We start from the raw sequence: 23,243 nt of genomic DNA, 5'->3' as shown, positions 1-23,243 counted from the left end.
TCTCCTCGCAGGTCAGGTGGCGACGTCGGGATAGGGCAGGCTGAGGTGCTCCAGCGCTTTGCCGTAGGCCTTCTGGTACTCCAGCGGGCCGTGGTCTCGCTCGAACAGCGCGATGAACAACGTGAGTGTGAGGAACGGGTGAGCGCCCAACTCGAACAACGCGACGTGGTCGTGCTCGCGCAGCGCCCGACGCTCCTCGTCGGTGAACGCCAGCCAGGTCGACTGCTCGGCAGAGGTGCAGTTGAGCAGCTTGTTGGCCATCTCCTGCTCCCACCAGGTCACCGTGCCGACAGGGTCCGCGCGGTAGCGCTCGACCAGTTCGGGGTCGCGGTCGACGGTGAAGAGGAACTTGTTCAGCAGGTACTTGCTCATGCCGGTACTCCGTTCGGGTACCAGGTGAAGTAGGCCTCCATCGTATGGAAGAGGTCCAGCGAGTCGACGTGGTCGGCCTTCGCGCCGGCACCCGCCACGCCCATCATCAGCATGAAGTCCATGAACCCGTGGGTCGCGTTGCCCGGCAGGTGCAGGCTGTCCAGGGTCACCTCGGCCAGGCAGCCCTCGATGTCGCCGCTCGCGATCCAGTCGACGGCCTTCCGGTCGAACGCGGGATCGGGACCGTGCTCGCCGAACTGGCGTGGTCCGCCGAGTTCGAGAGACAGGTGGCCGGTGCCGATGATCGCGACCCGCTTGTCCTCCGGCCACGACTCCACCAGCCGGCGGATCGTCCGGCCGAGCTCGACGAACCGCTGCGGCCGAGGTAGTGGCGGCGCGAAGATGTTGGTGTAGATCGGCACGATCGGCAGGTCCGCCTCCGGCCGCAACGTGATGATCGGGCAGGTGATGCTGTGGTCGATCCGCAGTTCGTTGCTGAAGGCAAGATCGAAGCCGGCGTCCAGGCCGTCGCGGAGGATGTGCGAGGACAGCTGTTCCTCGCCGGGCAGAGTCATCCGGGGCAGGCCGAACTCACGTTCCTCGTTGTAGAAGTTCGCGTCGTAGAAGGGCGCCTTGCCGACCAGGAACTGCGGCATGTTGTCCAGCCACAGCTGGTGGAAGTGATCGCTGCCGACCATCACCAGGATGTCGGGACGGGCCTTGGTCAGCGTCTCGCGGAACGCCTCGATCTTGGCGACCCACTCGTCCGCGAACGGCGGCCGGTCGGCGCCGGTCGCCGTACTCGCCCGGTAGTAGAACGGGTGGTGCGTCGAGGCGATGACCGCGGCGACGGTGGCCATGGGGGAGCTCCTCTGCGTTCAGCTGGTGGGGTCGACGTAGACGGCGTTGCGGTCGACGGTCAGGTAGGCGTCCATACCGATCGGGCGGCGGCGCTCCTCGGCGAGCTGTCCGAGCAGCCCGGCGGCCCTTGCCAGCAAGGCGAAACCGCGGAGCAGTTCGACTGGCAGGCCGAGGTCGGCCAGGGCTGCGCCGCAGACGCCGGCGCCGTTGAGGGGGAGGCGGCGGCCGAGAATTTGCTCGTGCACTCGGCCGATGGCTTCGAACAGACGTAGGTGCGGACCGCGCAGGCCTTCTTCGTCGGCGATCGCGATCAGTACCGGTGTGCGGGGGTCCTGCACTTTGTGGACCGGGTGGCCGAGGCCGGGGATCAACCGCTTGGCTGCTTTGGCCTCGCTGACGACGGTCAGCGCCAGAGCGTCCCAGCCGGCGTCGTCTGTCGGCAGCTCCTGCTCCTTCAACGCCTCGTGCAGGAAGGTTCCGCAGTCCTCGGTCACGCCCAGGAACCGCGATCCTCCACCCAGCAGCCCGGCGGCGAGCGCGCCCTGGAGCGAGTCCGGCGCGGAGAGATAGGTCAGCCGGGCGGCGATCGCGGTCGGCGTGAACCCGTGATCGGCCAGCGCCACCAGCACAGCCTCGAACACCCGGGTCTCCGCCGCCGTCGGCCGCCGCATCGCGACCAGCCAGAACGCGAGCTCCCCGAACCCGACCTTGCCCATCAGATCGGCGGTCAGATCCTGCCCCAGCAGCCGAATCTCGTCCGCGCTGGAGGTGCCCAGGGAGGTCGGGAACCTGAGCCCGTCGTCAGAACCGCTCATGCGAAACGCTCCTCGTCGTCGGGGGCGACGGGAGCGGCGGTGGGGGCGGCGTCGGCCGCCTCGCCTGCGGCGTCAGCTGATGGGGTCGCGAGCCAGCTGCGGAGTTCGGCGCCGTGTTCGTCTAGCGACGGCGGGGGTAGGCGGTAGTCCGCGGGTGTTTCGGAGAACGTGATCGGGTTGCGGACGCTTGGTGTGGCCGTGGTGCCTGAGCCGATCGTGACCACCGGGTCCAGGCCGATGTCTTCGGCGAAGGCCACGCCGGCGTCGATCGTGTTGATCGGGCCGCACGGGACGCCTGCGTCGATGATCGCGCGGAACCACTCCATCCTCGTCCGGGTCCTCAGCCGCTCGACCAGCAGCGGACGTAGCTCGTCGCGGTTGGCGGTCCGCTGTTCGTTGCGGTCGAAGCGCGGGTCGTCGGCGAGCTCGGGTACCCCGAGCACCTCGACCAGCTTGCGGAACTGCCCGTTGTTTCCCGCCGTGATGATCAGGTCCCCGTCCGAGCACGGCAACGGCTCGTACGGGAACAGGCTCGGGTGGCTGTTGCCCATCCGGAACGGCACGACGCCGCCGGCGACATACGCGCTCGACTGGTTGACCAGGCCGGACAGCGCCGACGACAGCAGGTTGACCTCGACGTGCTGTCCACGACCGGTCTGGTGGCGCGAGTTGAGCGCCGACAGGACGCCGATCGTGGCGTGCATCCCCGCCATCACGTCGAAGACCGAGATGCCGGCGCGGAACGGCTCACCGTCCGGATCGCCGGTCAGGCTCATCAGCCCGGAGATCGCCTGGACGATCAGGTCGTACCCGGGCAGCGAGGCACCCTTCGGTCCGCTGCCGAAGCCACTGATCGACGCGTAGATCACGCCCGTGTTGCCGGCCGCGACCGAGTCGTAGTCCAGCCCGAAGCGAGCCAGCCCACCCGGCTTGAAGTTCTCGACCACCACGTCGGCGCGGCGCGCCAGTTCCTGCGCCGCGGCGAGGTCGTCGGGGTCTTTGAGGTCGAGCGCGATCGACCGCTTGTTGCGATTGACCGCGAGGTAGTACGTCGAGATCCCGTCGCGCACCGGCGGCTGCCAGGAACGGGTGTCGTCGCCACTCGGCGCCTCGACCTTGACCACCTCGGCCCCGAGGTCGGCCAGCAGCATGGTCGCGTAGGGACCGGCGAGGATCCGGGAGAAGTCGGCCACCAGCAGCCCGGAGAGCGGTCCACTCACAGCAGGCTCCTATCAGTCGTCGGCGGACAACTGTCCGCGTCCTCGTCGCGATCAGTCTCCGGCCGCTGGACGAAGGCTGTCAAGGGCCGCGAAGCGCCTCGGATCTCACCTCTTGACAGCCTTGAGCCTCGCTTCGATAGTGAGCAGTGACCGTCATCCGGACGATCGTCCGGTCATCTGCTGGAGGAGCTCATGTCCATTGCACCCGGCCGGCCGGTGGTCCTGCGCGGCGGCACCGTCCTGACCATGGACGACAGTCACACCGTGCTGACCGACGCGGACGTCCTGGTCGTCGACGACCGCATCGCCGCTGTCGGCCCGGCTCTGGACGTGCCCGACGGCACCGCCGAGATCGACGCCCGCGGTGGCATCGTGATGCCGGGAATGATCGACACCCATCGGCACATGTGGCAGACCGCCATGCGCGCGTACGGCGCCGACTGGACCCTGACCCAGTACTTCGTCTGGTACTACCTCGAGCACGGCAAGACCTTCCGGCCCGAGGACATCCACGCCGGCAACCTGCTCGCGGCCTGGGAGTCCCTGGAGGCCGGCGTCACCACCACGGTCGACTGGTCCCACGGGCTGCAGACCGTCGACCACGCCGAGGCTGCGGTGGACGCGTTGCAGGCCGTGCCCGGCCGGTTCGTCCTTGCCTACGGCAATATTCAGGCCGGGCCGTGGGAGTGGACCGCGGACGCGGATGTCCGCTCGTTCCTGGAACGCCGCCGATCGGAGGCCGGCGACCTGCTCGGTCTCCAACTGGCCTTCGACGTGACCGGCGACCCGTCCTTCCCGGAGCGCGCCGCCTTCGAGGTGGCGCGCGAACTGGACCTCGCGGTCACCACCCACGCGGGAGTCTGGGGCGCCACCAACGACGACGGCATCCGGCTGATGCACGAGAACGGGTTCATGACGCCGAAGAACATCTACGTTCACTCGGCGACCCTGACCACCGATTCGTACCAGCGGATCGCCGCGAGCGGCGGCTCGGTCTCGGTGTCGACGGAGTCTGAGCAGAGCGCGGGCCAGGGTTACCCGCCCACCTGGCAGGTCCGCCGGTACGGCATCCCGGTGTCGCTGTCGATGGACACCAGCGTCTGGTGGAGCGGCGACCTCTTCTCGGCCATGCGTACCACGCTCGGCGCCGACCGCTCCCGCGAGCACCTCGAAGCGCACGTGAAGGGCGACACCGTCACTCACACCCACCTGCGTGCCGAGCACGTGGTGGACTGGGCCACCCGCGGCGGCGCCCGGGCACTCGGCCGGGATGACCTCGGCAGCCTCGAGCCGGGCAAGAAGGCCGATCTGGTGCTGATCAAGAACGACAACTCCCCAGTGTCCTTCCCGCTGCTCAACCCCTACGGTCAGGTCGCGTTCCAGGCGCAGCGCGGCGACGTCCACACCGTGCTCGTCGACGGCAAGGTGGTGAAGCACGAGCACCGCCTCGTCGGCGTCGACCTGCCCGCCGTACGCCGGTCCGTGGAGGCGACAGTGGACTACCTCCGGTCGACGATGGGCGAGGAGGCGTGGGCCGGCGGGATGAACCCCGATCTCCCGCACGACGAGGTGCTGGACAACCCGTACCAGTACACGGAGTACAAGTCCGAGTCGACGCGGGAGGCGCGGGGCAGCATGTTCGGGGACCGGGGCTCAGACGCGTGACCGGCCGGTCGGCGTCGTAGGCTCAGCGGCGATGGGTGGTCGAAGCAGCGGAGGCAGGCACTGATGGCAGGACGTGGCGCAGGTCCCGATTTCGTCGAGTCCCTGGCTCGCGGACTGGATGTGCTCGCCTGCTTCGACGCCGACCACCGCAGCATGTCGCTGAGCGAGGTGGCGACCGCGGCCGGCCTGGCCCGCCCCACCGCCCGGCGGCTGCTGCTGACGCTGGAGGAGCTCGGCTTCGTCCGGTCGACCGGCGGCTCCTTCCAGCTGACGCCGAAGGTGCTGACCCTGGGGATGGCGTACGTCGGCGCGCTCGGCCTGTGGGACATCGCCCGGCCCCACCTGGAGGAGCTGGTCGCCCGCACCGGCGAATCGTCGTCGATGGCGCAGCTCGACGGGTCGGACATCGTCTACGTCGCCCGGGTGTCGGTGCCGAAGATCATCGCGCTGCGGGTGGACATCGGGACCAGGTTCCCGGCCGCCCAGACCTCACAGGGCAAGGTCTTGCTCGCCGGACTATCCCCCGACGAGCTCGCGAAGACGCTCGCGCAGCCGAGCCGTGCCGGGCTGCCGCCGTACATCGGGCGCTCCGCCGAGCAGCTCAACGCCGAGCTGACCGAGATCCGAGCGCGCGGCTGGGCGCTGGCCGACGAGGAGCTCGCGCCCGGAGTACGGTCCGTTGCGGCGCCGGTACGAGACGGCAGCGGCACGGTCCGGGCGGCTATGAACGTCACGGTGCACGCGGCGGAGACCTCGACCGAGCGGCTTCTCAAGGAGTATCTGCCGCTGCTGCTGCGAACCGCCGGTGACGTGAGCGCCGAGTGGGCTCTTTGGCAGACCCGGCCGCACGTCGAGGTCGACCCGGGTCAGCGCGGGTCCACGCCCGCATAGTCGCGCCAGACGTACGGCGGGACGTGGTCGACGACGTACTGGAGGAGTTGGAGGCGGTTCATCACCTCAACCGGGGTATGAGCGCCGGGGTCCCAGCCGATCAGGGAGTCGCCCTCGATCCGCCAGCCGATCTCGCCGCGGCCGAGCAACATCTCCATCATCTGCGGGTGGATCACCGCGTGCCCGAACCGTGCGTCGTCCGCTTCCACCCGGAAGGCGCGGTTGAACTGCTCGCTCTCGAACTGCAGGTCGGCGAAGCCGAGTGCGTTCGCCACAGCGCCGCCGAAGATCCCCTCGTGCGTGACCTCAAGTCTGGGCAGGGCGCCGGGCAGCCGCATCACCACCACACCGAACTTGTGCGTGGTGGTGCGCCGGCCGCCTTTCCCGTTGCTCGAATGGGTCTGGTACGTGTAGTCGAAGGCAACGATCTGGCGGCCCTGGTACAGACCGCTGAGCACGTTGCGCACCCGCCGGTTGTCACCGGTCCGGAACGGGCTGCCCGGCCACTGGTCGGCCAGCGCGTGGTTCGCGGGCCCGTAGCCGAAGCCCTGCTGGGCGGCGAACGCGGCGAAGGCCTCGCGGCGCTTCTTCGCCTGCACGTAGCTGACGTAGCCGACCAGGACGCCGACCGCGACGATCAGCAGCAGAACCAGGACGACGGTCAAGAGCCGAGGCCAAGCTCCTCGAGGCCGAACACCGAGCGGTACTCCAGGCCTTCCGCCTCGACCTTCTCCTGTGCGCCGGTGGACCGGTCGACGATCACCGCGACGGCGACGACCTCGGCGCCGGCCTCGCGCAACGCCTCGACCGCGGTGAGCACCGAACCACCGGTGGTGGAGGTGTCCTCGACCGCGAGCACCCGGCGGCCCTTCACGTCCGGTCCCTCGATCCGGCGCTGCAGCCCGTGCGTCTTCTCCGCCTTGCGGACGACGAACGCGTCCAGCTTGCGTCCCTGCCGGGCGGCCGCGTGCAGCATCGACATCGCCACCGGGTCCGCGCCGAGGGTCAGCCCGCCGACCGCGTCGTAGTCCAGGTCCGCGGTCAGTTCCAGCAGCGCGGGCCCGATCAGCGGCGCCGCCTCGGCGTCCAGCGTGATCCGGCGCAGGTCGACGTAGTAGTCGGCCTCTTTCCCGGAGGCGAGCGTCACCCGCCCGTGCACGATCGCCTTGCCCTTGACCTGCTCCAGCAACGCATCCCGATCAAAGCTCATGAACCACCACCCTAAACGACCTGGTGGTCAACTCTTCTTGTCGGCCTTCACGAGGTGGCCGAAGGCGATCGAGCGGTCCGGGGAGTGGAACAGGTCCTGGCAGGTGGTCAGGGTGATGATCGACTTCGTCGGAGTCTCTCGGGGCTTGCCCGGGACGGGGTCGAGGACCCAGTTGTCGGTCGGTTTCACGGTCAGGTCGCGCGGGGAACCGTCCAGTTCGTAGGTGTAGACGGCGTCGGCGGTCTCGACGATCACCTGGTCACCCTTGGACAGTTCCAGCAGTTTGCGGAACGGTGAGCCGTGGGTGACCCGGTGGCCCGCGATGGCGAAATTGCCCGGCCGGCCGGGAAGTTGCGTCTGCGGGTAGTGGCCGATGCCGCGGGTCAGGTCGTCCTTGCCGACGCCTTCCACGACAGGCTTCTCCCAGTCCTTGCCGAACTTGGGGATCCGCAGCAGCACGAGCGGAGCACCGGTCGACGGTTTCGCCGTGGCGGGCGCCTTCCACTGCTCGCGCAGCGCGCTCTCCGCCTCGCCCATCTTCTGGTTCGAGGTGATCCCCGTTCCGAAGTACTGCCAGCCGACCCAGCCGAGCAACCCGAGCCCAGCCAGCAACGCGACGATGCCTACACCCCGTACGACGCCCCGTGCCATGCGGACAAGTATGCAGATCATCTGCACAGGCTGTGTACGACGTGTCGATGGACGGGACCGGTTGGCCGGGACGACGATGTGGAGGGCAATCACCTAGGAGGTAGCCGTGAAGGCGCTGGTCAAGGCCGAGAGCAGGCCGGGTCTGTGGCTGCAGGACGTCCCGGAACCGCGGATCGAGGCGGACGAAGTACTGATCAAGGTACTGCGGACCGGCCTGTGCGGGACCGATCTGCACATCCAGAACTGGGATCACTGGGCGCAGAAGAACGTACCCGTCCCGATGGTCACCGGGCACGAGTTCTGCGGCGAGGTGGTCGAGATCGGCGCCGGTGTCCGCGACGTCGCGGTGGGTGACCTGGTCAGCGGCGAGGGTCACCTGGTCTGCGGCCGCTGCCGCAACTGCCGCGCGGGCCGGCGCCATCTGTGCATCAAGACGCGCGGACTCGGCGTGCACGTGCCGGGCGCGTTCGCGGAGTACGTCGCGCTGCCGTCGATGAACGTCTGGGTGCACCGGGACCCGGTCGACCTGGACGTGGCGGCGATCTTCGACCCGTTCGGCAACGCGGTCCACACGGCGCTGTCGTTCCCGGTGGTCGGCGAGGACGTGCTGATCACCGGCGCCGGCCCGATCGGGATCATGGCCGCGGCCGTCGCCCTGCACGCGGGCGCCCGCAACGTGGTGATCACCGACCTGTCCGACTTCCGGCTCGAACTGGCCCGCAAGATCGGCGTCACCCACGCCGTCAACGTCGGCGAGCAGAGCATCGCGGCCGCGCAGCGCGACCTGGGCATGCGCGAGGGCTTCGACGTCGGGATGGAGATGTCCGGGCAGCCGGCCGCGCTGCGCGACATGCTGGCGAACATGAACCACGGCGGCAAGATCGCGATGCTCGGGCTGCCCGCCGACGAGATCGCGATCGACTGGAGCACGGTGGTGCTCAACATGCTGACGATCAAGGGCATCTACGGCCGGGAGATGTTCGAGACCTGGTACTCGATGTCCGTGATGCTGGAGCGCGGCCTCGACCTGGCCCCGGTGATCACCCACCGGCACGGGTACGCCGACTTCGAGCAGGCCTTCGACACCGCCCGGGAAGGGCAGTGCGGCAAGGTCATCCTGGACTGGACCACCTCGACCCACAAGGAGAAGCACTGATGTTCGGCCGGATGCGCGACGACCTGACCAGCACCATCGGCGAGATCCGCGACGCCGGGCTCTACAAGTCCGAGCGGGTGATCACGTCGCCGCAGAACTCCGCCATCTCGGTTGCCAACGGCAAGGAGGTGCTGAACTTCTGCGCCAACAACTACCTCGGCCTGGCCGACCACCCCGAGGTGATCGCGGCGGCGAAGTCGGCGCTGGACGAGTGGGGCTTCGGGATGGCCTCGGTCCGCTTCATCTGCGGCACCCAGGAGATCCACAAGGACCTGGAAGGAGCCCTGAGCAACTTCCTCGGCCAGGAGGACACGATCCTCTACAGCTCCTGCTTCGACGCCAACGGCGGCCTGTTCGAGACGCTGCTCGGCGCCGAGGACGCGGTCATCTCCGACGAGCTCAACCACGCCAGCATCATCGACGGCATCCGGCTGTCCAAGGCGAAGCGGTACCGGTACAAGAACCGCGACATGGCCGACCTGGAGGCGCAGCTGAAGGACGCGGCCGACGCCCGGTACCGGCTGATCGCGACCGACGGCGTGTTCTCGATGGACGGCTACGTCGCGCCGCTGGACGAGATCTGCGACCTGGCCGAGCGCTACGACGCGCTCGTCATGGTCGACGACTCGCACGCGGTCGGCTTCGTCGGCCCGGACGGCGCCGGCACCCCCTCGCTGTTCGGTGTGAAGGACCGGGTGGACGTGCTGACCGGCACGCTCGGCAAGGCCCTCGGCGGCGCCTCCGGCGGTTACGTCTCCGGGCGCCGCGAGATCGTCGAACTGCTTCGCCAGCGCTCCCGGCCGTACCTGTTCTCCAACTCACTGGCTCCCGCGGTCACCGCGGCCTCGCTGAAGGCGCTGGAGCTGATCGGCGGCACGAGCGACCTGCGCGACAAGCTCGCCGCCAACACCAAGCTGTTCCGCACCAAGATGACCGAGGCCGGTTTCGACGTCCTGCCGGGCGACCACCCGATCTCCCCGGTGATGATCGGCGACGCCGCCGAGGCCGGCCGGCTGGCCGACAAACTGCTCGAGCTCGGCGTCTACGTGATCGGCTTCTCCTACCCGGTCGTCCCGCACGGCAAGGCCCGGATCCGCACCCAGCTGTCCGCCGCCCACTCCACCGAGGACGTCGAGCAGGCGGTCGCCGCCTTCATCGAGGCCCGCGCCGCACTGGCCTGACAAGCCCGCCGGCGCAGGACTAGGGTGATCCGGTTCATCCGGGTGAGGGAGCGTCATGCGTGGAGTACTGGCCGTTGTCGGTGTCGTTGGCTTGCTGGGGGTCACCGGGTGCGGTGCTGACGGGGAGCAGCCCGTCGCGGCGACGTCTTCGGTCGCGTCGACGCTGCCGAGCGCCGCTGCGGGAACGTCTCCGTCGGCGTCGGTGAGAACACCTCCGGCGACACCGGTGCAGACGCCGCCTGCCACCAAGAAGCCGGCGCCGGCTCGCCTGACGGTGGCCGAGGCGCGGACGAAGTACCTGGCCGTCACGCGGCCGTACAACGTAGCGCTCGAACGCTTCGAGAAGTCAGCGAACGGCGGCGCCTCGGTGGCGACGCTGCGTACGCGGGCCCGGGCGGTCGCCGCGGCGAACCTGACGGAGTCGCGCCACCTGTCGTCGATTCCCTGGCCGACCACCGTGGCCACTCAGATCCGCGAACTCGCCAAGGCCAACGCGGCGGCCAGGCCGCACTGGCTGAAGGTCGCGGCGGCGGACAGCCTCAGTGAGATGGCCGGACACGTACGCCGCGCGTCGGCGGCCAGTGGCAACTCTCCTGCCGCGGAGATCCGCAAGCTGCTCGGACTGCCCAAGTACGACGAGGCGGACTACAGCTGATCGTCTCCGGCCGGGCGGGATGACTGGAGCCAGGCGGGCGGATCCTCGCCGGTGAGGTTCCTGAGCTCTTCGGAGACTCCTTCGGGATCGTCGGAGTAGGCCCGGCTGAGGAGGTCCAAAGCGGTTTGCTGCAGGTCCGGCTCGTCGTACTCCTCGCCGATGTTGAGAAGAACCAGGACCGGTTCGACGGCCGCACGCGAGTTCTTCGTGTTGACGCGGGAGGTGGCGTCGTCGAGAAGACTCTCGGCGATGGCCGGGACCAGGGGTCCGCAGCTCTGGTCGTAAGGGAACCTCTCCTTGATCGCCAGGTAGGCGTCGACGGCCGGCTCGAACTGTTCGAGGGCGACTGCGAACTGCAGGTAGGTCTGGAGGTAGGGCAGGTAGTTGGACTCGATCTCGACGGCCGCCTCGATCGACTCGAAGGCTTCCTCGCGTCGAGCGCATCGTCCCAGCGCATAGGCGCGGTTGTTCAACGCGACCGTGTGGTCCGGCCGTTCGACCAGGAAAGCGGTCAACAGGTCCGCCGCCTCCTCCCAGCGCTCCTCGCCCAGCAACCGCTCGGCCGCGAGCAACCGCGGACCCGGCTCCTTCTCGAACGGCCCGAAATACTCCTGCAGATGAGCGATGCCGCCGGCGAGCGGAACCTCCATCAGGTTCGGGACCGCCAGACCGCCGAGGACGTCGGCGACCCCTTTCGCCGCCAACTCGTTCGTCAGCTCCTGACGGCTGAGCTCCGGATCGCGGTAGATGGCCAGCACGTGCAGCACCAGGCCCGACCGGCGATTGCGCAGCAAATAGACCATTTTGGACATCCCGCTGCCCACCAGGTCGCCCAGCTCGTACTCGATCCCGTTGATCGACAGGCTCTTCCCGGCATACTCCTCCGGATCGTGCTCCAGGAGGTTCAGCGGCTCCATCGTGGTGGCCGATCAGAGCACGACGTCGCCGGCGGAGGACAGCTGGAGATACAACGGCGAGCCGCTCACCTCACGGCCCTGGACGCCGGAGACGACCAGTACGCCGGACATCCTGACCTTGAGCCCTCGGGTGAAGAACGCGTAGTTCCCGGAGTGGAGACGGATCGGCCCGGTCGGGTCCGGGTTCTCGCTGAAATAGCGCAGCGAGCAGTCCACCAGCAACTTCCGTCTCCCGAGGCTCGACCGCAACGTGACGACCTCGGGCATCGCGGTCTCCGTCACCGCGCCCACAACCCGGAACGCACCTTCGTAGAAGTAGTACACGGATCGCAGCGGCTGCTCCGACAGGTCCGCGTCGCGTAGGTCGGGGATGTCGCCGTGGTCCGTGGCGATCGCCAGCAGGACGTCCCTCAGCTTCTCCACATAAGCCGTCTTGACCTTGCGCTCGACCTGGATCACGTTGCGCCGGCCGTAGCTGGCGCCGCCCTTGAACAGGTTGGCGAGCGGGCCGAGCGGCACGCCTGCCTGCAGCTCACCCGACTTCGACACCTCGTTGGTGAGCTGCTCGGTGATGTCGCTGTACTGCTCCGGCTGCAGCTGGGCGTGGAGACTGTCCACCTTCGACCGGGAGATGTAGCAGATGTAGTCCATGGCAACCTCCCCCTCGCGGCAGGCCGGGCCCGCCGGACGTTACTCAATGTTACTGCCGTGACTGTCGGTCGGAGGCGGCAAGATGTCGGCATGAAACTGAGCGCGAGGGCGATCAACCGGGCCACGTTGGCTCGGCAACTGTTGCTGGAGCGTGCCGAGGTCGGGGTCGTCGAGGCAGTGGCCCGGCTCGCGGGGATGCAGGGACAGGAGCCCAAGCATCCGTACGTCGGGTTGTGGTCGCGGCTGGAGGGGTTCTCCGACGAGCAGCTGACAGCGGCCGTCCGCGAGCACGAGGTGGTCCGGGCGACGTTGTTCCGGGGGACGTTGCACCTGGTGAGTGCCGAGGACTACCTGCGGTTTCGGAGCACGGTGAGTCCGGTGCTCGAGGCGGGGTTGCGGATGCTCGGGGATCGGGCCGAGGGGCTCGAGCCGGAGAAGGTGGTCGCCGCCGCGGAGAAGTTGCTGGCGAAGGAGCCGTTGACCTTCACCGAAGTACGGGATGCGCTGCTGAAGGAGTTCCCGGCGGTGAACGATCGGGCGCTGGGGTTCACCACCCGGATGCTGGTGCCGTTGGTGATGGTGCCGACGCAGACCCGGTGGTCGTGGTCGGCCAACGCCCGGTTCACGCCGGCTGAGGAGTGGCTGGGGGCGAAGATCCGGCGCAGCGCAGTACCGGAGGAGTTGGTCATCCGATATCTGGAGGCTTTCGGGCCGGCCACGCCTGCCGACTTCCAGACCTGGTCGGGGTTGCCGAAGGCGAAGGACTGGTTCGGGAAGGTGGAACTGGCCGAGTTCACCGACGAGAGCGGCAAGCCCCTGTACGACGTACCGGGTGGGCCTCGGCCTGATCCGGACACCGCCGCGCCCATCAGGTTCCTGCCGGAGTTCGACAATCTCCTGCTCGCTCACGCGAAACGCGAGCGGGTCATCGCCGACGAGCACCGCCCGGCCGTCTTCACGAAGAACCTCCGGGTGAAGTCGACGTACCTGGTCGACGGGCTGGTCGCGGGCCTGTGGACGGCCGAGAAGAAGCGTGGTGTGGCCACTCTCACCCTGACCCCGTTCGGGCGGACTCTGAAGAAGACGGCGGCCGAGTTGGAGCGTGAGGGCACCGCGTTGCTGCGGTTCGTGGAGCCGGATGCCAAAACCTATGAGGTGGTTACGGTCAGTCGATGAGGTTGTTGTCACACGTCGGATGACTGGGCTAGAGCGGCCGGTGCCAGTGGAATAGACAGATGAGCACAGTCCCCACGATCACTCTGGACAACGGCGTCGAGATCCCACAGCTGGGCCTGGGGGTCTGGCAGGTCGAGGACGAGATCGTCACCGGTGTCGTCGAAGCCGCCTTCGAGTCGGGCTACCGGCACGTCGACACCGCCGCCATCTACGGCAACGAGGAGGGCGTCGGCCGCGCGATCGCCGGCGCCGGCCTGCCCCGCGACGAGCTCTTCATCACCACCAAGGTGTGGAACAGCGACCAGGGCTACGACTCCACCCTGAAGGCGTTCGACGCCAGCCTCGGCCGGCTCGGCCTCGACCACGTCGACCTGTACCTGATCCACTGGCAGGCGCCGAAGAAGGACAAGTACGTCGACACCTGGAAGGCGCTCGAGCAGCTGTACGCCGACAAGCGGGTCCGCTCGATCGGCGTCTCGAACTTCCACATCCCGGCGCTGCAGCGGTTGTTCCAGGAGACCGACCTGCGCCCGGCGGTGAACCAGATCGAGCTGCACCCCGCGCTGCCGCAGGACGAACTTCGCGCGTTCAACGCCGAGAACGACATCGTCACGCAGGCCTGGAGCCCGCTGGCCTCGGGCGAACTGCTCGGCGCCGAGACGCTGAAGCGGCTCGGCGACAAGCACGGCAAGTCGCCCGCCCAGGTGGTGATCCGCTGGCACCTGCAGCTCGGCAACGTGGTGATCCCGAAGTCCAAGACCCCGAGCCGGATCGCGGAGAACATCGCCGTCTTCGACTTCACCCTGGACAACGACGACATGGCCGCGATCGCCGACCTGGAGACCGGCGTCCGCACCGGCGGCGACCCGGACACCTTCGGCTAGACCGACTGCGGAGCCCAGGCAGCTGCAGGAACCAGAGCAACCGCAGGAACCAGAGCAGCCGCAGGAACCAGAACAATCGCGGCGATCTAGATGACCTGCAGGAACCGCTCGAGCACGGGCGACGGGTTGTCCGGCGACCACGCCACCGAGAGTTGCCACGGTGGCAGGTCGTCGGACAACTGCCGGTAGACGACGGCCCGCGGGTCGATCGGCGGCGTCAGCGCGATCAGCAGCGAGACGCCCAGCCCCGCGGCGACCAGCGACACGATCGTCTGCACGTCCGCGCCCTCCTGCACGATCCGCGGTACGAAACCGGCCGCCTTGCAGTGGTTCACGATCGCGTCGTGGACCGACGGCCCGGTCGACCTGGTGTAGAGCACGAACGACTCGTCGGCCAGGTCCGCCAGCGCGACCCGGCTCCGTTCGGCCAGCCGATGCCCGGCCGGGAGCGCCACCACCAGCGGATCCTCCGACATCACCCGCGTCGACAGTCCCGGCTCCGGCGCCGACAGCCGCAGCAACCCGACATCGATCCGGCCGTCGCGCAGCGCCTCGACCTGGCGGATCGTCGTCATCGTCTCCAGGTCCAGCACGACCTCCGGACAGGCCACCCGGAACGCGCCGAGCAACTGCGGCAGCACCCGGAAGGTCGCGGACTGGACGAACCTGAGTCGCAGGGTGCCGAGCTCGCCCCGCTGGATCCGCTGGGCGTCGCGGACCGCCACCTCCGCCCTGCGCAGCAACTCCTTCGCGTCGGCCAGGAAGCTTTCCCCCGCGGCGGTGAGTACGAAGCGCTTCTTGACCCGGCCGAACAGTTGGACACCGAGATCCCGTTCGAGCGCGGCGATCTGCCGGCTGAGGGTCGGCTGGGTGAGATGCAGCCGGATCGCCGCCCGGCCCACGTTCAGCTCCTCGGCGACCACCACGAACGACTCCAGTTGGCGCAGCTCCATGCGTTCCATCATGCGTCAAAGGCATGAAGTATGCCTGGATTTTTCATTGGACGTATCAACTGGCCGCTCCTACCGTCGAAGAGACGAAAGGAACCGCCGATGTACCTCTTCCCCATCACCGTCCTCCACCAGGTCGCCGAGGAGGCCCGTTCGGGGATGGCCGACGCCCCGGTGAGGCCGCACGTGCCCGCGCGGGCCCGGCGCTGGTTCGGCTCCCGCCGAGCTGAGCCGCTGTGCGAAGCTGACTCTCGTGATCGAAGTCCGAAGGTTGCGGGTGCTGCGAGCACTTGCTGACCACGGCACCGTGACGGCGGCCGCCGAGGTGCTGCACCTCACCCCGTCGGCCGTCTCCCAGCAACTGGCCGCCCTGGAATCCGAGGTGGGCCAGGAGCTCCTGGAGCGCCGCGGCCGGCGAGTGGCCATCACCTCCGCCGGCCGTCTCCTCCTCACCCACGCGGACGCCATCCTCACCGAGGTCGAACGCGCCGAAGACGCGATGCGCCTGTACGCCGACGGCACCACCGGCGAAGTACGGGTCGCCGCGTTCGCCACTGCTATCAGCCTGCTGGTCGCTCCGGCGCTGGCTCGGCTGCGAGCCACGACGCCGGGTCTGAGCCTCGTAGTACGAGATGTCGAGGGCCACCAGGGCATCACGCAACTCCTCGACGGCGAAGTCGACGTCGCGATAGCCGTGGAGCACCGCGGCTCCCCTGGGCTCGATGACAGCCGCCTGACCCGAATCCCCTTGTACGCCGAGCCTTTCGTCGCCGTACTGCCGTCGGCTCACCCTTGTGCCGGCGTCGAGAATGTCGCCCTGACCGCGCTCTCGGACGACGACTGGGTCAGCACGTCGGCCGGGAACCCGATCCGCGATGTAGTCCTTCTGGCCTGCGAACAGGCCGGATTCCGCCCACGGATCAGGCACAACTCCGACGACTTCCGCGCGGTGGCCGCGCTGGTCGCCGCGGGCGCGGGTGTGTCGCTGGTTCCGCACCTGGCGCTGCGAGCCAGTGATATCGGCACCGCCGTGATCCGTCCGATCACCGCCCCGGCGCCCGTCCGCCGGGTCTTCGTGGCCGTCCGCACCGGCCGGGCCGATCACCCGCTGATCGCGGCGATCCTCAAGACCTTCGAGGAAACCGCCGCCGAGCTACCCCTCGGCCCCTGAGCCGGCCAGCAACTCGCGAACCCGATCGGCACTGGGATCGGCCGCTCGCTCGAAGAGCAGCAGCGACCGCTGCCAGCAGGCGCGCGCGGCCTCTGTCTGTCCCAGGCCGGCATGCAGCTGACCGAGCACCTGCAAGATCGGAGCCTCCCGGTGCTCTGCCGGATACCGCACGGCAATCTCCAAGGCGGTGGTGAGAGCGTCGCTCGCACCGCGATGATCCCCCTTGGCCAGCAGGGCGGAGCCGAGTTCCTGCAGCGCGTCGACCTCGATCACGTCGAGCTTCTGGGCGCGGATCTGTTCCAGGTTGGCGGTCAGCACCGCGACCGCCGCGTCGTACTGTCCGGTCTCCTGCAGGGAGCGGCCGATCAGGTTCCGGTGGACGGCCGCTGGTCCGGGCGCCGAGCGGAGCGGCATCAGCTCGAGCGCGCGATCGAAGGCCTCTTGCTGTCGCGCCAGATCGCCGGTCCAGCCGGCCAGCGAGCCCAGCCCCACGTTGGCACCGACCTCGAAGCGCTCGATCCCGGACTCCTTCACGATGGCGAGCGCCTCCTCGGCATAGGGCATCCCCTCGGCCGCCCGTCCCAGCCACCCCAGGCTGTGGCCCAGGTTGATCAGGCAGGTCGCCAACTCGATCGAAGTCCCCTTCTCCCGAGCCAGTGGCAGCACTCGCTGGTTCCAGTGAACACCGTCCCCGTAGAGACCGAGGCAGCAGCACATGGAGCCGAACTGGTACAGCCTGCCGATCTCGATCTCGCTGTCGAAGGTGTCACAGATCCGGACAGCGATCGCCAGGGCCTGGTGGGCTTCGGCGAACCTCATTCGATCGACCGCGAGTCGCGGCATCCCCAACGCCATCCGGACAGCGAGCAGCCGCTCCTCGGGATCACCCATCGCCGCCTTGCGAACCAGTCGGAGGATCGTGGGCAGCTCGCTCACCAGCCACCGCTTCGCCTGATCTACGTCCACCACGTCCTCAGCGCCCTGCGACCAGGCACGCCCGGTCCTCGCGCCGTACTTCTCCGGATAGCCTCTCAACTCGTCGTAGCGCCAGAGCATCGCGACGTAGCACTCGAGCTCGCGGCGGCGTAGCTCTGCCAGAGCTTCTTCGCCGTCCGTCGCCGCCAACTCCCGGCCGACGTCGCGGACCAGGTCATGCATTCGGTACTCGTGGAGTCCGGGCGTCTCCAAGAGGTGGACATCGACGAGGCGGTCCAGCAGGTCCTCCGTGTCGTCCATGGGCAGGTCGAGAACCTTCGCGGCTACCCGCAGGGAGAAATGGTCCCCGCCGAACAAGGAGACCGTCGGGAACGCCTTCGCGGCCGCGACATCAGCAGGCCGGTCGCTAGTGGCCAGGGCCGCGACAGACAACGAGATGCTGCTCCGCACTCCTTGGCCGGGGTCGGTCAGCACATCCAGCCGGCTGGTGTCGTCAGCGAGCCGTCGAGCCAGCGACGAAAGGTCACCGGCCGCTTGTCCACCGGCGATCCTGACAGCCAGCGGCAACAGCCCACACTCCCGTACTACGGCCAGCGCGGCCTCCGGTGCGGCCTCAACCAGGTGGTGCCCGGCGATCTCCCCGAGCAGGTGGAGCGCCTCGTCCTCAGTCAGTGGTTCCAGGGCCAGCCGCCGAACACCCGGCAGGGTCGCAAGACCCCGTCTGCTCGTGACCACCACCGCGGAACCGGCTACCCCTGGGATCAGCGGGGTCACCTGAGCCACGCTGGTCGCGTCGTCCAGCAGGACGAGCACCCGGCGCCCGGCCAGCGCAGTACGGTAGCGGGCTGCGGCGAACTCCAGGTCCTCCGGATCACCGCTCACCGGGATGCCCAACGCATTCAACAATTGGGTTATCGCCTGCGCCGGTTCGAGTGGATCGCCACCGCCACCTCGAAGGTTGAGGTACAGCTGACCGTCGGGGTACTCCTCCGCGACCTGATGAGCCGCCTCGACCGCCAGAGTGGTCTTGCCGATGCCGCCCATGCCGCCGATCGCGGAGATGAGCACGCCGGGCGCGGCGCCGTACGGCGATCGCAGGATCCGCAGGAGTTCGTCCAACTGTCGATTGCGTCCGGTGAAGTCGGTGATCGGTGGAGGGAGTTGCCCCGGCATCGCCGATTCGTCGTCGGCCGACGAGGCAGTTCGGCGCCCGGCCTGCTCGAAGGTCAGACGGTCCTCGGCGGAGAGATCCAGAGCCTTCGCGAGCAGGTCGACCGTGAGCGGACGGGGGTGCCGGCGGCGGCCGCCTTCCAGCGCACTGATCGCCTGAACACTCAAGCCGGTCGCCTCAGCCAGGCTCTCCTGGGTGAGGCCGGCCCGAGCGCGGAAGCGGCGTAGCAACTGGGCCACGGACATGACGGACGAACTCCAAGGCTCGGAGGGGGCGACGGCCTCTGCGGCACCACGATAACGGCCAAGGCCGCCCGCTCGATCCGCCTGGTTCGCTAGCCGAACGACCAGGAGGGCTGGAGCGCCGATCCCCTGCGCTGAAACCAGTGAGAGCCGTGCCGCCGGACATGCCGCGGCACGGCTCTCACTCCCCCAGGCTTGGTGGCGTCAGCCCAACCGGGCCGCGGCGGATCCGGCGATGCGCTCGAAGTGGGTCGGCTTGATCCCCTGACCCATCTCGCCGAAGGACAAGACGCTGACGACGGAGCCCTCCAGGGTCACGGCATAGGGGAAGCCGCCGGCCTCGCTGCCGGGGTCGGAGGGCAGCGGGTAGTCGAACCACCGGATGATCCGCGTCCCGTCGCCCAGCGCGAGCGTCCGGTTCTCCGTCATCTTCCGCGCGTGCGTCGGCGCCGGCCGCAACGCCTTGCAGGACTTGATCGTCGCGACGATCTGCCCGTACGCCGCCCGCGCGGCCCGGGCGTCGGCGTACCGGGTGAGCCATTGCCCACCGGAGGCGTCCAGTTCGTCGGTGAAGTGCCTGCGCAGGGTTCCCTGGACTCCGGCGCCGCGGGTCGACGAGGGTCCGCAGATCGGCGTGCCGGGAGTCTGGGAGGTCGCGCGCCACTTCCGGCTCGGGTCGCCCTTGGCCATCTCGCTACCGGTGAGCAGCATCGCCGGGGTGATCCGGAACGGCTTCTGTGGCGTGGGTTCGGGCGTCTGGGTCGGCTGCGCGGTCGGCGTGGTCGACGGCTCAGTAGGTGTGTCCGGAGCAGTCGGGGTGGCGATCGGCGACGGCGTCACCGTCGGCGTCGCAGTCGGCGTACTTCCAGCAGTACCCCCACCGCCGGACCCGCCGCCGGCTCTCGCGTCGTTGCCGCAGGCGACCAACACCAGCCCCATCGTCGCCATCCCGGCCGCCACCGCCAGCCGAGCGCCCTTCCATCCCCGTCCGGACATGGTCCCCAACCCCTCTCCCGAAGTTCCTTGGCGCGGGGTAAGACGCCACCGATCGGGAATTGGTTGGATCTCAGTCCGCCATCAAGTCGGCGACCACCGCAGCATGGTCGAACGACCCAACTTGGCGTACTCCCAGGGGTCCACGAGCACCTGCCCGCGCACTGCGGGCGCAGTACGGGCGCCGCTGAACAGGCGCACCTCAGGCGCGGCGGCGGCCGTCCAGGCCGACCGTGGAGAGGCGGGCGATCAGCGTCCGCGGGATGTAGCGGGCGCCGGCCACGACCACCTTGTAGCGCCAGTTCGGAATCGAGATCGCCTTGCCGCGCATCAGGTCGGCCCAGGCCGCGTCCACCAGTTCGGTCGCGTCCAGCCACATGAACGACGGGATGATCGTCTTGTCCATCCCCATCCGTCCGTGGAACTCGGTGCGCACGAACCCGGGGCACAACGCCATCACCGCGACGCCGCGGGAGTGCAGCTCGATCGCCAGCCCGGCGGAGAAGTTCGTCACCCACGACTTGTGCGCGCTGTAGCTGCCGCGCTGGAGGAAGCCCGCCACCGACGACACGTTGATCACGGCGCCGGAGCCCCGCTCGATCATCGGCAGCACGGCCGCGTGGGTGAGTCGCAGCACCACCCGCACCAGCAGGTCGAACTGGTGCTCCTCCTGCTCGATCGTGTTCGCCCAGAAGGGCTTCTTCTGCCCGTAGCCGGCGTTGTTCACCAGTACTTCGATCGGCCCGGTCCTGAACCGCTCCTCGACCAGCGCGAGCTGGGCCGGCTCGGTCAGATCCGCCGCCAGCACCTCGCACGCGACGCCGTGCAGCCGGGTGATCTCGGTCGCGACCTCCTTCAGCCGCGCCTCGTCCCGGGCCACCAGCACCAGGTCGTAGCCCTCGATCGCGAGCTTGTCCGCGAAGGCCCGGCCGATCCCGGCCGTAGGTCCAGTGATGAGCGCCGTCGCCACAGCTTCAGTCCTCCCGTCGGTGACACGGCCAGTCTGTCACTACTCTGGACCGATGCTGTCCGACATCGACACCTGGGTGCTGGATCTCGACAACACCCTCTACCCACCGAGCACCGGCCTCGGGGACCAGATCAACGTCGGCATCCGCGACTACCTGACCGGGTTCTTCGGGCTCGACGAGGCAGGCGCCCGCCGCAAGCAGGCTGAGCTGATCGCGTCGCACGGCACGACGCTGCGCGGGCTGATGACCCTGCACGCCGTCGACCCGGCCGACTACCTCGCCTTCGAGCGGCGCCTCGACTACTCCGTACTACGCGCTGACGCGCTCCTTGCGACCGCGATCGCGGCGCTGCCCGGCCGGAAGTTCATCTACACCAACGCCTCCGCGTACCACGCCGAGCAGGCGCTGGACCGGCTCGGACTGGCCGGCCACTTCGACGGCGTGTTCGACATCCTGGCCGGCGAACTGGAGCCGAAACCGCATCCCGGCAGCTATCGCCGATTCCTCGACCGGCACGACGTCGTTCCCGGCCGCGCGGTGATGTTCGACGACCTCGAGGTCAACCTGACGGTGCCGGAGCAACTGGGGATGGCGACCGTGTGGGTGGGCGGCGAGGCCGCACCCGGCACCGCGCAGTACCAAGTGATGGCACCGCGGCGGTGGCGGGTGTGGGACCTGGCGCCGTTCCTTCACTCCTTGACGGCGCCGGCCGTCAGGCCTTCGACGATGTAGCGGCTGGCGAACGCGAACAGGATCATCGTCGGGATGATCGACAGCACCGCCGCGGCCGACATCGACCCCCAGTCGATGTTGTAGCTGCTGATGAAACCGTTCAGCGCGGCCGGGATGGTCTTGTTGCTGTCGCTGTTCATCAACGTGACCGACAGGAACAACTCGTTCCAGCAGTTCACGAAGTTGAAGATGTACGACGCCGCGAGCCCGGGCGTCATCACCGGCACCAGCACCCGGAACAACGCCGACAGCCGCGAGCAGCCGTCCACCATCGCCGCCTCCTCCAGCGAGGCCGGCACGTTCTCGAAGAACCCGCGCAACATCACCGTGCACAAGGGGATCGAGACCGCGACGTAGACCAGGACGAGTCCCCAGCGGTTGTCGACCAGGTAGAGCCTCGTCATCAGGATGTAGAGCGAGCCGAGCGCGATGAAGCCCGGGATCATCTGGGTGACCAGGAACGCGCCCATCACCGCGCCCTTGGAGACGAACTCGAACCGCGCCAGCACGTACGCCGCGAGCAGCGAGATCACCGTCGCGAAGAACGCCGCCACGGTCGAGACGATCAGGCTGTTGACCAGGAACACGGCGAAGTTCGACTGGTCGAACAGGCCCTGGTAGTTGGCCAGCGACCAGTCCGACGGCCAGTACCGCAGTGGGTAGGCGAAGATCGTGCCCGGCTCCTTGAACGACGTGACCAGGATCCAGTAGAGCGGGAACAGGGTGATGATCAGGCACAGGCCGAGTCCGGCGAACCGGGCGATCTTGCCGCCGGTGCTGTAGTCGCGAATCATCGGATCGCCTTCCTGACCGTCGTACGCTGTCTGGGCCGGATCGCCAGCAGGTAGAAGATCGCGAACAGCATCAGCACGAAGACCACCATCAGGCCCATCGCGGAGGCGCGGCCGTAGTCGCCCTCCTGGGTCACCTGGATCATGTACGACGTGACGATGTGCGTCTCGTTCGCGGGACCACCACCGGTCATCCCGAAGATCAGCTCGGGTGAGTTGAAGATCCAGATCACCCGGAGCAGCACGGTCAGCGCGAGCGTGGTCCGGATCGACGGGATGGTGATGCTGAACAGCGTCCGGACCTTGCCCGCGCCGTCGATCGCGGAGGCCTCGTAGAGCTCCTCCGGCACCGACTGCAGCGCGGCCAGGATCATAATCGCGAAGAACGTCACGCCGTACCAGACGTTCGCGATGATCACCGCGGCCATCGCGTACTTCGCGTCGGCCAGCCACGGCACCGGGGTGTCGATCAGGTGGCTCTTCATCAGCAGGTCGTTCACGACCCCGAACTCGCCGTTGAACATCCAGCGGAACAGGATCCCGATCAGGAAGCCCGACACGGCCCACGGGAAGAACACCAGCGCCTGGTAGGCACCGCGGAAGCGGAACCTGCGGCGCAGCCACAACGCCATCGTGAAGCCGATCAGGAACTGCGGCACCAGCGAGCCGACCACCCAGACCAGCGAGTTCTTCACCGTGCCGCGGAACATCTCGTCACCGAGCAGGGTGCGGAAGTTCTGCAGCCCGACCCAGGACGTGTCGGACAGGTCGTTCAGGTTGTAGTTGCGGAAGGCCATCTGGACGCCGTTCAGCAACGGGTAGTAGGTGAACAGACCGACGAACACCAGCGCGGGCAGCATGAAGGCGAACAGGATCAGCGCGGTCCGGCCGGTGAACTGCCGCCTGCCGGACCCCGCCCGCCGCGAGGCCGGCGGCTTGGCCGCCGGCCTGTTGGTGGTTCCTTGGGTGGTTACAGCCATC

General features: G+C 68.4%; 24 protein-coding genes. 9 read left to right on the top strand and 15 right to left on the bottom strand.

What is annotated here, in order from left to right; all coding sequences use genetic code 11:
• Positions 1-12 precede the first annotated feature (12 nt).
• Genes ABD255_RS02250 through ABD255_RS02235 form a run of 4 tightly spaced genes read right to left on the bottom strand, consistent with a single transcriptional unit; the run spans position 13 to position 3,268 of the window.
• Entirely contained in the window at positions 13-372 is a 360-nt protein-coding gene (locus tag ABD255_RS02250) for a hypothetical protein (protein ID WP_344209164.1), read from the bottom strand.
• Complete coding sequence (locus tag ABD255_RS02245) at positions 369-1,232, bottom strand: DODA-type extradiol aromatic ring-opening family dioxygenase (protein WP_344209163.1); 864 nt, start codon at positions 1,230-1,232, stop codon at positions 369-371. The genes ABD255_RS02250 and ABD255_RS02245 overlap by 4 nt, the downstream gene beginning before the upstream one ends.
• An 18-nt stretch (positions 1,233-1,250) precedes the next feature.
• The gene (locus ABD255_RS02240; RefSeq protein WP_344209161.1) at positions 1,251-2,048 is read right to left on the bottom strand and encodes a citryl-CoA lyase; all 798 of its coding nucleotides are present in this window, start codon (positions 2,046-2,048) and stop codon (positions 1,251-1,253) included.
• The gene (locus ABD255_RS02235; protein ID WP_344209159.1) at positions 2,045-3,268 is read right to left on the bottom strand and encodes a CaiB/BaiF CoA transferase family protein; all 1,224 of its coding nucleotides are present in this window, start codon (positions 3,266-3,268) and stop codon (positions 2,045-2,047) included. Before ABD255_RS02235 ends, ABD255_RS02240 begins: the two co-directional genes overlap by 4 nt.
• Positions 3,269-3,460: 192 nt before the next feature.
• On the opposite strand from ABD255_RS02235, the gene ABD255_RS02230 reads away from it, so the two are divergent.
• Positions 3,461-4,933: an amidohydrolase family protein gene (locus ABD255_RS02230; protein ID WP_344209157.1), complete on the top strand. Its 1,473-nt coding sequence runs from the start codon at positions 3,461-3,463 to the stop codon at positions 4,931-4,933.
• 63 nt (positions 4,934-4,996) lie between these two features.
• On the top strand, positions 4,997-5,824 hold the full coding sequence (locus ABD255_RS02225; protein WP_344209155.1) for an IclR family transcriptional regulator domain-containing protein: 828 nt from the start codon (positions 4,997-4,999) through the stop codon (positions 5,822-5,824).
• On the opposite strand, the gene ABD255_RS02220 is transcribed toward ABD255_RS02225, so the two are convergent.
• Genes ABD255_RS02220 through ABD255_RS02210 form a run of 3 tightly spaced genes read right to left on the bottom strand, consistent with a single transcriptional unit; the run spans position 5,800 to position 7,685 of the window.
• Positions 5,800-6,489, bottom strand: a complete 690-nt coding sequence (locus ABD255_RS02220) for a type III secretion system chaperone family protein (protein WP_344209153.1) — start codon at positions 6,487-6,489, stop codon at positions 5,800-5,802. The genes ABD255_RS02225 and ABD255_RS02220 overlap by 25 nt on opposite strands.
• On the bottom strand, positions 6,486-7,034 hold the full coding sequence (gene pyrE / locus ABD255_RS02215; RefSeq protein WP_344209152.1) for an orotate phosphoribosyltransferase: 549 nt from the start codon (positions 7,032-7,034) through the stop codon (positions 6,486-6,488). Before pyrE ends, ABD255_RS02220 begins: the two co-directional genes overlap by 4 nt.
• Positions 7,035-7,061: 27 nt before the next feature.
• Entirely contained in the window at positions 7,062-7,685 is a 624-nt protein-coding gene (locus ABD255_RS02210) for a class E sortase (RefSeq protein WP_344209151.1), read from the bottom strand.
• Between the two features lie 106 nt (positions 7,686-7,791).
• On the opposite strand from ABD255_RS02210, the gene tdh reads away from it, so the two are divergent.
• Genes tdh through ABD255_RS02195 form a run of 3 tightly spaced genes read left to right on the top strand, consistent with a single transcriptional unit; the run spans position 7,792 to position 10,677 of the window.
• A complete protein-coding gene (gene tdh / locus ABD255_RS02205) occupies positions 7,792-8,841 on the top strand; it encodes an L-threonine 3-dehydrogenase (protein WP_344209150.1) in 1,050 nt (349 codons plus the stop codon).
• A gap of 11 nt (positions 8,842-8,852) precedes the next feature.
• Positions 8,853-10,022 carry a glycine C-acetyltransferase gene (locus ABD255_RS02200; protein WP_344209494.1) on the top strand — a complete coding sequence of 390 codons (1,170 nt, stop codon included), beginning with the start codon at positions 8,853-8,855 and terminating at the stop codon, positions 10,020-10,022.
• Positions 10,023-10,077: 55 nt separating this feature from the next.
• Positions 10,078-10,677, top strand: coding sequence for a hypothetical protein (locus ABD255_RS02195; protein ID WP_344209148.1), 600 nt, complete (start codon positions 10,078-10,080; stop codon positions 10,675-10,677).
• Here ABD255_RS02195 and ABD255_RS02190 read toward each other — a convergent pair.
• On the bottom strand, positions 10,668-11,594 hold the full coding sequence (locus tag ABD255_RS02190) for a tetratricopeptide repeat protein (RefSeq protein ID WP_344209146.1): 927 nt from the start codon (positions 11,592-11,594) through the stop codon (positions 10,668-10,670). The two genes, ABD255_RS02195 and ABD255_RS02190, sit on opposite strands and share 10 nt — an antisense overlap.
• A 12-nt stretch (positions 11,595-11,606) precedes the next feature.
• Positions 11,607-12,245: a hypothetical protein gene (locus ABD255_RS02185; protein WP_344209145.1), complete on the bottom strand. Its 639-nt coding sequence runs from the start codon at positions 12,243-12,245 to the stop codon at positions 11,607-11,609.
• 90 nt (positions 12,246-12,335) lie between these two features.
• Between ABD255_RS02185 and ABD255_RS02180 the strand changes: the two genes are divergently transcribed.
• Positions 12,336-13,421: a winged helix DNA-binding domain-containing protein gene (locus tag ABD255_RS02180; RefSeq protein WP_344209144.1), complete on the top strand. Its 1,086-nt coding sequence runs from the start codon at positions 12,336-12,338 to the stop codon at positions 13,419-13,421.
• Positions 13,422-13,480: 59 nt separating this feature from the next.
• Positions 13,481-14,305: an aldo/keto reductase gene (locus tag ABD255_RS02175; RefSeq protein ID WP_344209143.1), complete on the top strand. Its 825-nt coding sequence runs from the start codon at positions 13,481-13,483 to the stop codon at positions 14,303-14,305.
• An 86-nt stretch (positions 14,306-14,391) separates the two neighbouring features.
• On the opposite strand, the gene ABD255_RS02170 is transcribed toward ABD255_RS02175, so the two are convergent.
• Positions 14,392-15,258 (bottom strand): LysR family transcriptional regulator, encoded by an 867-nt coding sequence (locus ABD255_RS02170; RefSeq protein WP_344209142.1) that lies wholly within the window; start codon positions 15,256-15,258, stop codon positions 14,392-14,394.
• A 250-nt stretch (positions 15,259-15,508) separates the two neighbouring features.
• Between ABD255_RS02170 and ABD255_RS02165 the strand changes: the two genes are divergently transcribed.
• A complete protein-coding gene (locus ABD255_RS02165; protein WP_344209141.1) occupies positions 15,509-16,426 on the top strand; it encodes a LysR family transcriptional regulator in 918 nt (305 codons plus the stop codon).
• Here the strand turns inward: ABD255_RS02165 and ABD255_RS02160 are convergent.
• From ABD255_RS02160 to ABD255_RS02150, 3 genes are all read right to left on the bottom strand, one after another.
• On the bottom strand, positions 16,409-18,778 hold the full coding sequence (locus ABD255_RS02160) for a helix-turn-helix domain-containing protein (RefSeq protein WP_344209139.1): 2,370 nt from the start codon (positions 18,776-18,778) through the stop codon (positions 16,409-16,411). The genes ABD255_RS02165 and ABD255_RS02160 overlap by 18 nt on opposite strands.
• A 201-nt stretch (positions 18,779-18,979) precedes the next feature.
• Positions 18,980-19,771, bottom strand: coding sequence for a hypothetical protein (locus tag ABD255_RS02155; RefSeq protein WP_344209137.1), 792 nt, complete (start codon positions 19,769-19,771; stop codon positions 18,980-18,982).
• Between the two features lie 199 nt (positions 19,772-19,970).
• On the bottom strand, positions 19,971-20,738 hold the full coding sequence (locus ABD255_RS02150) for an SDR family NAD(P)-dependent oxidoreductase (RefSeq protein WP_344209136.1): 768 nt from the start codon (positions 20,736-20,738) through the stop codon (positions 19,971-19,973).
• Between the two features lie 52 nt (positions 20,739-20,790).
• Between ABD255_RS02150 and ABD255_RS02145 the strand changes: the two genes are divergently transcribed.
• Positions 20,791-21,471, top strand: a complete 681-nt coding sequence (locus ABD255_RS02145; protein WP_344209134.1) for a pyrimidine 5'-nucleotidase — start codon at positions 20,791-20,793, stop codon at positions 21,469-21,471.
• Here the strand turns inward: ABD255_RS02145 and ABD255_RS02140 are convergent.
• Together ABD255_RS02140 and ABD255_RS02135 are read right to left on the bottom strand one after the other, a co-directional pair.
• Positions 21,429-22,265 (bottom strand): carbohydrate ABC transporter permease, encoded by an 837-nt coding sequence (locus tag ABD255_RS02140; RefSeq protein WP_344209132.1) that lies wholly within the window; start codon positions 22,263-22,265, stop codon positions 21,429-21,431. The two genes, ABD255_RS02145 and ABD255_RS02140, sit on opposite strands and share 43 nt — an antisense overlap.
• Positions 22,262-23,242 (bottom strand): carbohydrate ABC transporter permease, encoded by a 981-nt coding sequence (locus ABD255_RS02135; RefSeq protein ID WP_344209130.1) that lies wholly within the window; start codon positions 23,240-23,242, stop codon positions 22,262-22,264. The genes ABD255_RS02140 and ABD255_RS02135 overlap by 4 nt, the downstream gene beginning before the upstream one ends.
• Position 23,243: the final 1 nt, after the last annotated feature.

It is taken from the genome of Kribbella sancticallisti, from assembly GCF_039530625.1.
In the GTDB taxonomy this organism is placed as follows: Bacteria; Actinomycetota; Actinomycetes; order Propionibacteriales; family Kribbellaceae; genus Kribbella; species Kribbella sancticallisti.
The sequence above is the reverse complement of the archived record's forward strand: the minus strand, read 5'-3'. Positions and strand labels throughout refer to the sequence as shown.

What these genes read in the sequence shown, in the direction of transcription:
- ABD255_RS02135 (WP_344209130.1), bottom strand. Translation starts at nt 23,242, where the DNA reads ATGGCTGTAACCACCCAAGGAACCACCAACAGGCCGGCGGCCAAGCCG.
- ABD255_RS02170 (WP_344209142.1), bottom strand. Translation starts at nt 15,258, where the DNA reads ATGGAGCTGCGCCAACTGGAGTCGTTCGTGGTGGTCGCCGAGGAGCTG.
- ABD255_RS02175 (WP_344209143.1), top strand. Translation starts at nt 13,481, where the DNA reads ATGAGCACAGTCCCCACGATCACTCTGGACAACGGCGTCGAGATCCCA.
- ABD255_RS02225 (WP_344209155.1), top strand. Translation starts at nt 4,997, where the DNA reads ATGGCAGGACGTGGCGCAGGTCCCGATTTCGTCGAGTCCCTGGCTCGC.
- ABD255_RS02160 (WP_344209139.1), bottom strand. Translation starts at nt 18,778, where the DNA reads ATGTCCGTGGCCCAGTTGCTACGCCGCTTCCGCGCTCGGGCCGGCCTC.
- pyrE (WP_344209152.1), bottom strand. Translation starts at nt 7,034, where the DNA reads ATGAGCTTTGATCGGGATGCGTTGCTGGAGCAGGTCAAGGGCAAGGCG.
- ABD255_RS02245 (WP_344209163.1), bottom strand. Translation starts at nt 1,232, where the DNA reads ATGGCCACCGTCGCCGCGGTCATCGCCTCGACGCACCACCCGTTCTAC.
- ABD255_RS02230 (WP_344209157.1), top strand. Translation starts at nt 3,461, where the DNA reads ATGTCCATTGCACCCGGCCGGCCGGTGGTCCTGCGCGGCGGCACCGTC.
- ABD255_RS02190 (WP_344209146.1), bottom strand. Translation starts at nt 11,594, where the DNA reads ATGGAGCCGCTGAACCTCCTGGAGCACGATCCGGAGGAGTATGCCGGG.
- ABD255_RS02195 (WP_344209148.1), top strand. Translation starts at nt 10,078, where the DNA reads ATGCGTGGAGTACTGGCCGTTGTCGGTGTCGTTGGCTTGCTGGGGGTC.
- ABD255_RS02140 (WP_344209132.1), bottom strand. Translation starts at nt 22,265, where the DNA reads ATGATTCGCGACTACAGCACCGGCGGCAAGATCGCCCGGTTCGCCGGA.
- ABD255_RS02250 (WP_344209164.1), bottom strand. Translation starts at nt 372, where the DNA reads ATGAGCAAGTACCTGCTGAACAAGTTCCTCTTCACCGTCGACCGCGAC.
- ABD255_RS02210 (WP_344209151.1), bottom strand. Translation starts at nt 7,685, where the DNA reads ATGGCACGGGGCGTCGTACGGGGTGTAGGCATCGTCGCGTTGCTGGCT.
- ABD255_RS02155 (WP_344209137.1), bottom strand. Translation starts at nt 19,771, where the DNA reads ATGTCCGGACGGGGATGGAAGGGCGCTCGGCTGGCGGTGGCGGCCGGG.
- ABD255_RS02240 (WP_344209161.1), bottom strand. Translation starts at nt 2,048, where the DNA reads ATGAGCGGTTCTGACGACGGGCTCAGGTTCCCGACCTCCCTGGGCACC.
- ABD255_RS02200 (WP_344209494.1), top strand. Translation starts at nt 8,853, where the DNA reads ATGCGCGACGACCTGACCAGCACCATCGGCGAGATCCGCGACGCCGGG.
- ABD255_RS02180 (WP_344209144.1), top strand. Translation starts at nt 12,336, where the DNA reads ATGAAACTGAGCGCGAGGGCGATCAACCGGGCCACGTTGGCTCGGCAA.
- ABD255_RS02145 (WP_344209134.1), top strand. Translation starts at nt 20,791, where the DNA reads ATGCTGTCCGACATCGACACCTGGGTGCTGGATCTCGACAACACCCTC.
- ABD255_RS02185 (WP_344209145.1), bottom strand. Translation starts at nt 12,245, where the DNA reads ATGGACTACATCTGCTACATCTCCCGGTCGAAGGTGGACAGTCTCCAC.